Raw genomic sequence first — 11,945 nt, 5'->3', positions numbered from 1 at the left:
AACAAGACAGAGATTTCCCGAAACACCACCAAAGCAGGAGACTAACCGTGCAACCCTGGACCCAAATCTATACACCGCTGGGCAGCCTGTGGCTGTCGTCGCTGGCGGCAGCCATTCCCATCCTGTTCTTCTTCATTGCGCTGGCCGTCTGGCGCATGAAGGGCCATGTCGCCGCGGCCGTGACGCTGCTATTGGCGCTGGCCGTGGCGATCTTCGCCTACGGCATGCCCGCGCAGCAGGCGCTGGCCTCGGCCGGCTTCGGCTTTGCCTATGGGCTGTGGCCGATCGCGTGGATCATCGTGACCGCGGTGTTCCTCTACAAGATCGTGGTCAAGACCGGCCAGTTCGACGTGATCCGCGCCTCGGTGCTGTCGATCACCGACGACCAGCGCCTGCAGATGCTGCTGATCGGCTTTGCCTTCGGCGCCTTCCTGGAAGGCGCGGCGGGCTTCGGCGCGCCGGTGGCGATCACCGCTGCGCTGCTGGTGGGCCTGGGCTTCAACCCGCTGTATGCGGCGGGCCTGTGCCTGATCGCCAATACCGCGCCGGTGGCATTCGGCGCGATGGGCATCCCCATCATCGTGGCCGGACAGGTGACGGGCATCGATCCTTTCCATATCGGCGCCATGGCCGGACGCCAGCTGCCGCTGCTGTCGCTGCTGGTGCCGTTCTGGCTGGTGTTCATGATGGACGGCGCCAAGGGCGTGCGCGAAACCTGGCCGGCGGCGCTGGTGTGCGGCGGCAGCTTTGCCGTGACGCAGTACTTCACCTCCAACCATATCGGGCCCGAGCTGCCGGACATCACCTCGGCGCTGGTCAGCCTGGTGTCGCTGGCCGCGTTCCTGAAGGTATGGCAACCGCGCAACGCGTCGCAGCGTGCCGGCAATGTCAGCGGCGGCACCGTCGCGCTGGCGGGCTTCGGCGGCGGTTTCGGCGGCGGTTTCGGCGGTGCGATGTCCAGCCGCAAGGCTTCGCCCTACACCCTGGCGCAGACGCTGCGCGCGTGGGCGCCGTTCGGCATCCTGACCGCGATCGTCACGGTGTGGAGCCTGCAGCCGTTCAAGGCGCTGTTTGCCGCCAATGGCGCGCTGGCGGGCACGGTGCTGAAGTTCAAGATCCCGGGCCTGGACCAGATGGTGATCAAGGCCGCGCCGATCGTGGCCACGCCCAAGGCCTATGACGCGGTGCTGAAGCTCGACCTGCTCTCCGCCGTCGGCACCGCCATCCTGCTGACCGCGCTGATCTCGGCGGTGCTGCTGCGCATGAAGCCGCGCACGCTGCTGGCCACCTTTGCCGAGACCCTGGTGGAACTGGCCCGCCCAGTGCTGTCGATCGGCCTGGTGCTGGCGTTCGCCTTTGTCGCCAACTACTCCGGCATGTCGTCGACACTGGCGCTGCTGCTGGCCGGCACCGGCGCGGCCTTCCCGTTCTTCTCGCCGTTCCTGGGCTGGCTGGGGGTGTTCCTGACCGGTTCGGACACTTCGTCCAATGCACTGTTCTGCGCGCTGCAGAACACCACGGCGCACCAGATCGGCGTGTCGGACACGCTGCTGGTCGCCGCCAACACCACCGGCGGCGTCACGGCCAAGATGATCTCGCCGCAATCGATCGCCGTGGCCTGCGCGGCGACCGGGCTGGTGGGCAAGGAGTCGGAGCTGTTCCGCTTCACGGTCAAGCACAGCCTGCTGTTTGCCGTGATCATCGGCATCATGACGGTGGTGCAGGCTTACCTGTTGCCGGGGATGATCCCGGGGTGATGGGGTAGCAGGAATCAATGAAGAACGGCGGCCATATGGCCGCCTTTTCGTTTGCCGCGCGGCAACGTCGCGTCTAATCCAGGAACTCGTCCCCTTCGGTGAGCGGCGCATACCTGTACGTGGCCGGCGTCCGGCTCAGCTTGACCGGCGCACCCAGCCCTTGGTAGCCACCCTCCATCTCCACCACCATCTCGCGGTGCTGCGTATGCGGATGCTGCAAGGCATCAGCCACGGACAGCACCGGCGCGCAGGGCACGCCCGCGGCCACCAGCTCGTCGGCGAGCACCTTGCCATCGAACTCGCACAGCCTGGCTTCCAGTTCCGCCTTCAGCGCCACGCGATTCACCGAGCGCGCGCCCGCGGTGGCATAGCGCTCGTCATCGGCCAGCGCAGGCAGCCGCAGGTGCTCGCACAAGATGCGGAACTGCCGGTCGTTGCCCACCGCCAGGAAGATCGGGTCGGTGGCGGTCGCCACCGTGTCGTACGGGTAGATGTTGGGATGCGCATTGCCGGTGCGCTGCGGCGTCTTGCCGCTCATGAACCAGTTGGCCGCATGCGGATGCAGCAGCGACAGGCCGGAGTCATAGAGCGCGGCCTCGACGAACTGGCCGCGCCCGCTGCGCGCGCGCTCCCGCAGTGCCAGCAGCACGCCGATCACGGCGTTCAGGCCGGTCACCATGTCCACCACCGGCAAACCCACTCGCAGCGGATCGCCATCGGCCTCGCCGTTGATGCTCATGATGCCGGACATGGCCTGGATGGCGGCGTCGTAGCCGGGCAGGCCGCCCAGCGGGCCATCGGCGCCGAAGCCGGACACGCGGCAATGGACCAGCCGCGGGAAGCGCGCGGACAGTGTATCGTAGCCCAGCCCCCACTTCTCCATGGTGCCGGTCTTGAAGTTCTCGACCAGCACGTCGGCCTCGGCCAGCAGCGCAAGCAGGACCTCACGATCGGCCTCGGCGGTCAGGTCCAGCCGCATCACGCGCTTGTTGCGGTTCAGGCCGGAGTAGTAAGAGGCCACGCCGTCCTTGAACGGCGGCCCCCAGGTGCGGGTGTCGTCGCCCTGCGGCGGTTCGATCTTGAGCACGTCGGCGCCGTGGTCGCCCAGGATCTGGCCGCAGTATGGGCCGCCCAGGATGCGCGACAGGTCGACCACGCGGATGCCGGCGAGCGCGCCGGGACTGGTTTGGGTCATGGCTGGTTTTCCTGTGCGGTTCAGTCGAGCTGGGCGCCGGACTTCTGCACCACGGCGCGCCACTTGCCGACCTCGGCCTTGACGAAGCCGCCAAGCTGCTCGGGCGTGGTCGACGGCGCGAACTCGAGGCCCTGCGCCTGCAGGGTCTTGCGCACCTCGGGCTGCTTGAGCGCATCGGCAAAGGCGCGGTTGAGCTTGCCGATCACTTCGGGCGGCGTGCCGGCGGGTGCGACCACGCCGAAGAACACCGATACATCGAAACCTGGCACGCCCTGCTCGGCCACGGTCGGCACGTCCGGCAGCGCCTGCGAGCGCGCCTTGGTGGTGACGCCCAGCGCGCGCACCTTGCCACTCTTGATGAAGGGCATCGCGGTCAGCACGTCGGTGAAGGTCATGCTGACCTGCCCGCCCAGCAGGTCGTTCAGCGCGGGGCCGGTGCCCTTGTACGGGATGTGCTGGAAATCGGTGCCGGTGACGTTGTTGAACAGCACCCCGGCCAGGTGCGATGAGGCGCCGTTGCCGGACGAGGCATAGGTCAGCTTGCCCGGGTGCGCCTTGCCATAGGCGATCAGCTCCGTGACGTTCTTCGCCGGCACGGACGGGTTGACCACCAGCACATTGGGCAGCTGGCCGATCTGGATCACCGGCGCGAAGCTCTTGACCGGGTCGTAGTTGATCTTGCGGTACAGGCTGACGTTGATCGCCAGCGGCGCCGAAGTGCCGAACATCAGCGTGTAGCCGTCGGGCTCGGCACGCGCCACCACCTCGGCGCCGATGTTGCCGCCGGCGCCGGCACGGTTTTCCACCACCACCGGCTGGCCCAGGCTGGTCTTGAGCGCGGCGGCAAGCGTGCGCGCCATGGCATCGGTGGGGCCGCCCGGCGGGTAGGTGACGACCATCATGATCGGCTTGGACGGAAAGTCCTTCTGCGCGAAGGCGGGGGCAATACAGAGCGAGCAGGCGGCGATGGCCGCTACGCGGTGCCAGAGTTTCATGGCGTTGTCTCCTGGGTATAGGACGTCTCCCGCTGGTGGCGGGATGGTGTTGCGGGGGGATTGGTGCCGGATGTGGATCCGGTCAGAACACGTTGACCTGGTCGACCGCGCCGGCGGCGCGCACGGTGCCGTCAGCCGGCGCGACGGTCTCGGCCAGCCACTCGGGCTCGGCCTGTGCGGCCAGCGGGTCCTGCGGCAGCACGCGGTGGCGCAACACCAGCTGCGCCAGCCGCATGCGGCGCACCGAGCCGATGCGCCCGGCCTCCCAGGCCATCGCCACCGCGCTGGTGACGTGGTACAGCGCCGAGGCCGCCTGGCGCGCCAGCAGTTCGCCGTCGGCGCCGGCATCAGCGGCTTGCGCGGCCAGCTTCGCCGCAGCGGCGATGGCGCCTTCGAACACGGCACGCGCCGCCGCATGCATCGGCGTATCGGCCAGCAGGCCGGCCAGGTGCGCCTGCAGCACCGGCAGCGCGCCTTCGCGGCGGACCGCGCGCAGCACGTCGAGCGCGACGATATTGCTGGTGCCTTCCCAGATCGAGCCGAGATGGGCATCGCGCACCAGGCGCGGATCGCTCCATTCCTCGATATAGCCACAGCCGCCGCGGATCTCCATGGCGTCGCCGGTGACCTTGCGCGCGTCGCGGCAGGCGCGGAACTTGATCAGCGGCGTCAGGATGCGCATCAGCGGGTAGGCGTCGGCCTCGCCGGCATCGGCGCGGCGCAATGCTTCGGCGGTCTGGAACACCATGGTGCGCGCCTGCTCGGTGGGCAGGGTCAGCTTGAGCAGCTGGCGGCGCATCAGCGGCATGTCCTGCAGGCGCTTGCCGAACGCCTGGCGCTCGCGTGCGATGAACAGGCCCTCGGTCAGCGCGCGGCGCATCAGGCCGGCGGCGCGCACGCCGTTGGACAGGCGCGAGTTGTTGATCATGTCGGCCATCTGCACGAAGCCGCGGCCGGGTTCGCCGACCAGCCAGGCATGCGCACCTTCCAGCCGGATTTCGCCGCTGGCCATCGAGCGCGTGCCCAGCTTGTCCTTCAGGCGGATGATGCGGTAGTGGTTGTCGCTGCCGTCGGCCAGCTTGCGCGGCAGCAGGAACAGCGACACGCCCTTGTGGCCCGGCACGGCGATGCCGGCCTCATCCTCCACGCGCGCCAGCACCATCGCCAGCGCGGCGTCGGGGTTGGAGCAGAACCACTTGTCGCCCAGCAGGCGCCAGCCGCCCTCGGCCGAAGCGTCGCGCACCGCGCGGGTGGCGGTGGCGGCGACGTCGGAGCCGGCGCCCTGCTCGGTCATGAACATCGCGCCCTGGTACAGATCATCGAACACCTGGGTGGTCAGGTTGGGCAGGTAGCGCCCGACCAGCGCCGGGTCGCCGAACTTGCGCAGCGTGCGCGTCAGCGAATCGGTCATCGAAAGCGGGCAGCACAGGCCGAACTCGGCCTGCACAAACAGATATGTGAGTGCGTACTTAGCCGCAGGCGGCATGGGCTTGTCCCAGCCCAGCACGCCACCGCGGTGCGACGCCGCCGCCAGGCCGAATTCGGCAAAGGCCACGCGCTCCATCTCCACATAGGCCGGATGCTTGTCGATGCGCTGCGCGTCCACGCCCGCGCGGGTGCGGTAGCTGAGTTCGGGGGGATGGCGGTCGGCCACGCCGGCCAGTTCGTCGAGCACGCCGCCGGCCAGCGCACCCATGCGTTCCAGGTGCGGCAGCAGGTGCTTGAACAGGTCGGGCGGCAGGTAGAGCGGCAGCAGCGCGCGCAGGTCCGGGTCGGCGGCAAACAGGCTGCCGCCCTGGCGGTCCGGTACCGGGTGGGCAGCGGCCGGTGCGGCGCAAGGGGCTTGAAGTGTGGTGTCGCGCACGGCGCTGGATGGCATGGCGGGTCTCCTGGGATTGGACGGTGCCGGCTTGCGGCCCCTTTGGCCTCCATTATTGAAACCCCAAGGATTCGCGTCTAATTCTAAAATTGGCTTGATCTATATAAATTCTGTATCGCCATGGAATTCCGCCACTTGCGTTACTTCCTCGTGCTGGCCGAGGAACTGCACTTCGGCCGGGCCGCGCGCCGGCTTGCCATTTCCCAGCCGCCGCTGTCGCTCAATATCCAGCAGCTGGAGGCCTCGGTCGGGGCGCGGCTGTTCGACCGCGACAGCCGCGGCGTGCGGCTGACCGCGGCCGGGCGAGCCTTCCGCGAATCGGCCACGGCGCTGCTGGCGCAGGCCGAGGCGGCGCGGGTGCTGGCACGCGAGATCGAGGCGGGCGCGGTCGGGCGGCTGCGGGTGGGCTTTGTCGGCTCGATGCTGTATCGCGGGCTGCCGCAGACGCTGCGCGCGTTCCAGGCGGCCTATCCCGGCATCCAGGTGGCGCTGACCGAGCTCAACTCACAGGAGCAGATCGACGCGCTGCTGCATGACGAGCTCGACGCCTCCTTTATCCACAGCGGCCGCGTGCCGGACACGCTGCAGGCAACGCTGGTGCACAGCGAGCCCTTTGTCTGCTGCCTGCCGGCCGACCATGCGCTGGCCGCGCTGCCGGAGTTGCCGCTGGCGGCATTGCGCGGCGAGCCATTCGTGCTGTTCTCGCGCAAGGCGTCGCCGGACTACTACAGCCGCATCTTCGACATGTGCGCCGCGCAGGGCTTCTACCCGCAGATCCGGCATGAAGTCCGGCACTGGCTGTCGGTGGTGTCGCTGGTGTCGCAGGGGATGGGCGTGGCGGTGGTGCCGGCGGCGCTGGCGCGCTCCGGCATGGCCGGGGCCGCGTTCCGGCCACTGGCCGACGCGTCGGTGCGCTCGGAGGTCTACTGCGCGTGGAAGACGGCGCCGGACCATCCGGCGCGCGACCATTTCGTCGGCATGGTGCGGGAGATGACAGCCGCCGCCCAAGGCAGCCCCAAAGAAAAAGCCACCGGTCCATAGACCGATGGCTTGTGAAGTACGCGTGGAACGGGGTGTTCAGCGTGCCTGAAGCTTAACCCTGGCCGCTTACGGCATCCAATAACGCAAATGCAGTAATTGACCGGCACTGCATGAAGCTGGTTGCATTCGGCTTCGCAAAGCCGAACTGCGCTGCATCGGGCTGAATTCATGCGCAGCCTTCTACACTTCTACCAGCCCCCTGCGGCACCGCTCGCGCGTGACGCTAGGCCCGGGAAACGTTGCCGAGGCAGCATGACCCGCCCCGCGCACCCTCAGCCCCCACACCCCGAACGGTTATCATTTGCCTCCTGCGGCGCAATGACGGCGGCAGCAGGCCGGCGTGCCCGCCCTTTGAGGGGGCAACGCCATGCCTCAATTACGATACAATGAAAACGATTTTCATTTACACACCCCGGCGTGGTCGCGCTGACCGCTTGGCGGCAGACCGCGCCACGGACTGGAAGCATGATGCGGTTGTCTGAACTTCCACGGCGCACGCCCGCCGTTGTGCAATCGGTGGACGACGCCACCCCGGGAGACCCGGTCGCGCGCCGCCTGCGCGAACTGGGCTTCGTCCCCGGTGAAGCCGTGCAGATCATCGCCTACGGCCCCTTCGGCATGGACCCGCTGGTGGCACAGGTAGGCTTCACCCGCTTTGCGCTGCGCCGCTCGGAAGCGGCACGCATCGGCGTAGAGGTCGCCAGCGCCTCGGTCACCAGCATCGGCCCCGCCACGCAGGGCGGCGACCAGACCGCCAAACCGTCCGCAAAACGGACTGCCTGAGCCTTCCCCCGGATTATGTCTGCAGCTCCTTCCACTTCTGCCCTGCGCATTGCGCTGGTCGGCAATCCCAATTGCGGCAAGACCGCACTGTTCAACCGCCTGACCGGCAGCCGCCAGAAGGTGGCCAACTATGCGGGCGTGACCGTCGAGCGCAAGGAAGGCTACTTCGTGTCGCCGGCCGGGCGCCAGGTGCGCATCCTGGACCTGCCGGGCGCCTACAGCCTGCACGCGGCCAGCCTCGATGAAGCCATCACGCGTGATGTCTGCCTGGGCAGGCGCGCCGGCGAGCAGCGCCCGGACCTGCTGGTGTCGGTGGTCGATGCGACCAACCTGCGCCTGCACCTGCGCTTCGTGCTGGAACTGCGCCGCCTGGGCCTGCCCATGGTGGTCGTGCTCAATATGAGCGACGCCGCAGCGCGGCGCGGCATCCAGATCGATCGCGACAAGCTGTCGGCCGCGCTGGGCGTGCCGGTGGTCAGCACCGTGGCGGTGAAGCACGACGGCGCCGCGACACTGGTCAGCCTGCTTGACGACACCCTGCCGCCGGCCCCGCCGGTCACGCCGGAACCCGCCAACGACATTGACGTGCATGCCGAGGTCAACCGCCTGCTGGCGGCCGCGGTCAGCATGCCGGCGCGCACCGCCGCGCTCGATGACCGCCTCGACCGCATCGTGCTGCATCCGGTGATCGGCCTGCTGCTGCTGGCGGTGCTGCTGTTCCTGATGTTCCAGGCGGTGTTCTCGTGGGCCGAGCCGTTGATGGACGGCATCGAGGGCGGCGTGCACTGGGCCGGCGAGATGCTGGGCGCCTACCTGCCCGACGGCATGCTCAAGAGCCTGCTGGTCGACGGCCTGGTCGCGGGCCTGGGCAGCGTGGTGGTGTTCCTGCCGCAGATCCTGATCCTGTTTCTGTTCATCCTGACGCTGGAGGAATCCGGCTACCTGCCGCGCGCGGCCTTCCTGCTGGACCGCCTGATGATGGGCGCGGGGCTGTCGGGGCGCTCGTTCATCCCGCTGCTGTCCAGCTTTGCCTGCGCCATCCCCGGCATCATGGCCACGCGCACCATCCAGGACCCGCGCGACCGGCTCACCACCATCCTGGTGGCGCCGCTGATGACCTGCTCGGCACGGCTGCCGGTGTATGCGCTGCTGATCGGCGCCTTCATCCCCGAGCGCACCGTGATGGGCCTGTTCAACCTGCAGGGGCTGGTGCTGTTCGCGCTGTACGTGGCGGGCATCGTCAGCGCGCTGGTGGTGGCCTACGCGCTCAAGTTCTTCCGCCGCGACCGCACCGACCATCCGCTGCTGATGGAGCTGCCGTCGTACCGCATCCCCAATCCGCGCGATGTGGCCATCGGCCTGTGGGAGCGTGCCCGCATCTTCCTGTCGCGGGTGGGCAAGGTGATCCTGGCGCTGACGGTGCTGCTGTGGTTCCTGTCGTCCTTCCCGTCCGCGCCCGTGGGCGCGACCGCGCCGGCCATCGACTACAGCTTTGCCGGCATGATCGGCCATGCGCTGCAGAAGGTGTTCGCACCGGTGGGCTTCAACTGGCAGATCTGCATTGCGCTGGTGCCGGGCCTGGCTGCGCGCGAGGTGGCCGTGGGCGCGCTGGCAACCGTCTATGCGCTGTCGGGCAGCGAAGAGACCGTGGCCACGCAGCTGGCGCCGATGATCGCCGCGCAATGGTCGCTGGCCACCGCGCTGTCGCTGCTGGCCTGGTACGTGTTCGCACCGCAGTGCATCTCCACGCTGGCAGTGATCCGGCGCGAGACCGACTCGTGGAAGGTGATGGCGCTGTCGGCGGCCTACCTGACCGGGCTGGCCTACCTGGCGGCCTTCGTGACCTACCGCGTCGCGCTGATGTTCAGCTGAGGCACCGCGCCGCCATGACCCTCTACCACGCCATCGAAACGCTGCTGGTCCCGCTGATCGTGCTGGCATGCGCGGTGTCGGTGATCGCGCGCTACGCGCCGCGCACGCGCGAGCGCGTCAAGGCGGCGCTGGCCGCGCGCCTGGGCGGCGGCGCCGCCACCGGCTGGCGTGCCCGGCTGGTGCGCTGGCTGGCCCCGCAAGCCGCCGCGGGCTGCGCCAGCGGCTGCGACGACGGCGGCTGCAATACCTGCGGATCCAACACCGCCGGCACCACCTCCGGCACGCAGGACAAGCCTGCCGAACAGGTGATCCGCTTCGTGCGCAAGCGCTAAACGGCGCGCTTTCCTCCTCTACAAATCCACGCAGAAACGGGTACGCCCGCTGCTTCCGCCCGGCGCGGAGGCAGCGCTTTGCGCTCGCCTGCGAGCTGTCCTGCGGCGATAAAACATGCCTGAAAGGGCTGGCATTTTTGCACGCAGAAACGGGTACGCTTTGCGTACTGGGCTTGCCTGGTGCGCATATAGGGGACGTCCCGCAAAGGCAGGCTCAGCCTTGTCCCGACGCCTTTGCTGGCCTGCCCCGGCAGCACCTGAAACGCTTGGCGCCGGTCACGCAGAAACGGGTACGCTTTGCCGGCATCCCTCCCGACGGCCGCTTGTTCTCCCGCTTGCGGGAGAGGGGGAGCAAACCGGCAGCCTGCAATTTGCCGCCAAAGCGAAACGCCCTCCGGATGGAGGGCGTTTCGCCAGGCGCGGGAACCTGCTGCTTACTTGACCGTACCGTAGAAGACCAGCTTCAGCGGCGTATTGTCGGCGACGGCATTACAGGTCACGGTAAGAGTGAAGTCGCCCTGCGCTGTGCCCGTGACGTTCTTCTGATGATCCGCGACGCCAGGCGACAACTCCACCGGGCCGGTGCTGGTCCACGCCCAGTTGATGCACGCGGTGTACTGCGCATCGTCGCCAAGGTGCTTCATGCGCGCGGTCACCGGGATACTCATCGGCGGCATCAGCAGCAGCGTCATCGGATCCTGGTTGTCGCCAACCAGCGCCCAGACCGGGTTCTCGGTCACCGTCAGCGTGGCGCTGCGGCGTTCGCCCAGCCTGGTGCTGACAGCTGTCACCGTCAGGCTGCTCTGGACCGGACCCTTGTCGTTGGCGAGGCTGGTGCTGACCGTGGCGTCATGCGTACCCGCCGCTTCCGATGCGGACAGCGTGGCCGAGGTCGCCGTGTAGGTCCAGGCGCCGTCGAACTCCGCGGTCACGTCCTGGCCGTCGTGGCGCAGCACACGCGAGCTGAAGGTTTCCGGACGGTTGCTGAAGACCTGCAGCGCATTCACCTCGCGGCCGCCCTTGGTCGTCACCACGCGATAGGCGGCGGCGCCGTTCTTCTGCACTGTCACCACGATCAACCCGGCAATGGCATGCCCGTCCGGTGCGGTCACCGATACCGAGACACTGGCCGTGGCCACGGCGGTGGGTGAGCTGTTGCTCGCCTTCAGCGTGGCGCTGTTCTGGCTGGCCGTGACCTGGACCGCGGAGCCGCTGCTGGACCATGCCCAGCTGTTGACGCTGGCAGATACATCGGCGCCGTTGCTATCGACCAGCGATACCTTGACCGGCAGCTCCTGCCCGTCGCTCATCGACAGGCTGCTGTTCGGGATCGACAGGCTGTAGCTCAGCGCCGAGGCCGGCACCACGGTGATGGTGGCGGATTGCGCGGGCAGCTGCACCGTGGTGTTGTCGGCGCCCTTGACGCTCGCCACCACCTGGACAGTGGTCGTCCCGGTTGCAATACCCTTGACCACGGCGCTGGCCGGCGTGGTGGCACTCGGCTCCACGGTGGCAATGCCGCTGTCGGCACTGGTCCAGTTGAAGGTGGTGTTGCCGGAGACGTCGACGCCGTTGCTGTCCACTGCCAGCGCGCTGATGGTGATCGTGCGGCCGACGCCGACCTCGCCCGAGGTCACGCTCATCTTCACCGTATAGGTCAGCGGCGTGGAACCGCCTGCGTTTGGCGTGGTGGGCGTGCTCGAACCGCCGCCGCCACCGCAAGCTGCCAGCAGCATGGCCATGGCAGCGCCCGCCAGCCAGGATGCCCACGTTCTCAGTCTCATGATGTTCCCCCCAGTCATGTGTTTTTTCCCGCGCTACCAGCCTAGGCACAAAGGTGCCAGCGCAATACCGGCCAGAGGACTGAGGCGTAGCGCACAGAGCATGCGCGTGGTTCATCCTTTCAGCGCAGCGGTACCGCCATTCAGGCGAGGCAAACATGACCGGCAGGGTCCCGGCCGCATCCTGGCCCCAGCCGTTTGGCGCAAACCCGCGCATGGCAGTCCCCCGATCGGGCCACGTTCGCACCCGGCGCTCCCCACGCTTGACCGGGGCCGGCCTTGTCGACTAACCTTTGCCAGTCATCCGGCT

Annotated in this window: 9 protein-coding genes; 5 read left to right on the top strand and 4 right to left on the bottom strand. The window is 68.2% G+C overall.

What is annotated here, in order from left to right:
* The first annotated feature begins 47 nt into the window (after positions 1-47).
* Positions 48-1,757 (top strand): lactate permease LctP family transporter, encoded by a 1,710-nt coding sequence (locus AC3WLE_RS07905; RefSeq protein WP_492319325.1) that lies wholly within the window; start codon positions 48-50, stop codon positions 1,755-1,757.
* Between the two features lie 73 nt (positions 1,758-1,830).
* Here the strand turns inward: AC3WLE_RS07905 and AC3WLE_RS07900 are convergent, their stop codons facing one another.
* The 3 genes from AC3WLE_RS07900 to AC3WLE_RS07890 form a co-directional block, all read right to left on the bottom strand.
* Positions 1,831-2,952 carry a CaiB/BaiF CoA transferase family protein gene (locus tag AC3WLE_RS07900; RefSeq protein ID WP_492356796.1) on the bottom strand — a complete coding sequence of 374 codons (1,122 nt, stop codon included), beginning with the start codon at positions 2,950-2,952 and terminating at the stop codon, positions 1,831-1,833.
* Positions 2,953-2,972: 20 nt separating this feature from the next.
* On the bottom strand, positions 2,973-3,947 hold the full coding sequence (locus AC3WLE_RS07895) for a Bug family tripartite tricarboxylate transporter substrate binding protein (protein ID WP_013951795.1): 975 nt from the start codon (positions 3,945-3,947) through the stop codon (positions 2,973-2,975).
* Between the two features lie 82 nt (positions 3,948-4,029).
* Positions 4,030-5,826, bottom strand: coding sequence for an acyl-CoA dehydrogenase family protein (locus AC3WLE_RS07890; protein WP_492356797.1), 1,797 nt, complete (start codon positions 5,824-5,826; stop codon positions 4,030-4,032).
* A 120-nt stretch (positions 5,827-5,946) separates the two neighbouring features.
* Between AC3WLE_RS07890 and AC3WLE_RS07885 the strand changes: the two genes are divergently transcribed.
* From AC3WLE_RS07885 to AC3WLE_RS07870, 4 genes are all read left to right on the top strand, one after another.
* Positions 5,947-6,867: a LysR family transcriptional regulator gene (locus tag AC3WLE_RS07885; protein ID WP_492356798.1), complete on the top strand. Its 921-nt coding sequence runs from the start codon at positions 5,947-5,949 to the stop codon at positions 6,865-6,867.
* Positions 6,868-7,335: 468 nt separating this feature from the next.
* Entirely contained in the window at positions 7,336-7,650 is a 315-nt protein-coding gene (locus AC3WLE_RS07880; protein ID WP_492356808.1) for a FeoA family protein, read from the top strand.
* Positions 7,651-7,665: 15 nt separating this feature from the next.
* The gene (feoB, locus tag AC3WLE_RS07875) at positions 7,666-9,522 is read left to right on the top strand and encodes a ferrous iron transport protein B (RefSeq protein ID WP_492319329.1); all 1,857 of its coding nucleotides are present in this window, start codon (positions 7,666-7,668) and stop codon (positions 9,520-9,522) included.
* Between the two features lie 14 nt (positions 9,523-9,536).
* Positions 9,537-9,854: a DUF6587 family protein gene (locus AC3WLE_RS07870; RefSeq protein ID WP_492319330.1), complete on the top strand. Its 318-nt coding sequence runs from the start codon at positions 9,537-9,539 to the stop codon at positions 9,852-9,854.
* Between the two features lie 434 nt (positions 9,855-10,288).
* On the opposite strand, the gene AC3WLE_RS07865 is transcribed toward AC3WLE_RS07870, so the two are convergent.
* The gene (locus tag AC3WLE_RS07865; protein WP_492319331.1) at positions 10,289-11,638 is read right to left on the bottom strand and encodes a hypothetical protein; all 1,350 of its coding nucleotides are present in this window, start codon (positions 11,636-11,638) and stop codon (positions 10,289-10,291) included.
* Between the last annotated feature and the right edge of the window lie 307 nt (positions 11,639-11,945).

This window comes from Cupriavidus sp. FW306-1B-F12B, from assembly GCF_058781795.1.
Note: the sequence above shows the minus strand (reverse complement) of the source record. Positions and strands in the feature narration are given on the sequence as shown.

What these genes read in the sequence shown, in the direction of transcription:
- AC3WLE_RS07900 (WP_492356796.1), bottom strand. Translation starts at nt 2,952, where the DNA reads ATGACCCAAACCAGTCCCGGCGCGCTCGCCGGCATCCGCGTGGTCGAC.
- AC3WLE_RS07895 (WP_013951795.1), bottom strand. Translation starts at nt 3,947, where the DNA reads ATGAAACTCTGGCACCGCGTAGCGGCCATCGCCGCCTGCTCGCTCTGT.
- AC3WLE_RS07890 (WP_492356797.1), bottom strand. Translation starts at nt 5,826, where the DNA reads ATGCCATCCAGCGCCGTGCGCGACACCACACTTCAAGCCCCTTGCGCC.
- AC3WLE_RS07885 (WP_492356798.1), top strand. Translation starts at nt 5,947, where the DNA reads ATGGAATTCCGCCACTTGCGTTACTTCCTCGTGCTGGCCGAGGAACTG.
- AC3WLE_RS07880 (WP_492356808.1), top strand. Translation starts at nt 7,336, where the DNA reads ATGCGGTTGTCTGAACTTCCACGGCGCACGCCCGCCGTTGTGCAATCG.
- feoB (WP_492319329.1), top strand. Translation starts at nt 7,666, where the DNA reads ATGTCTGCAGCTCCTTCCACTTCTGCCCTGCGCATTGCGCTGGTCGGC.
- AC3WLE_RS07870 (WP_492319330.1), top strand. Translation starts at nt 9,537, where the DNA reads ATGACCCTCTACCACGCCATCGAAACGCTGCTGGTCCCGCTGATCGTG.
- AC3WLE_RS07865 (WP_492319331.1), bottom strand. Translation starts at nt 11,638, where the DNA reads ATGAGACTGAGAACGTGGGCATCCTGGCTGGCGGGCGCTGCCATGGCC.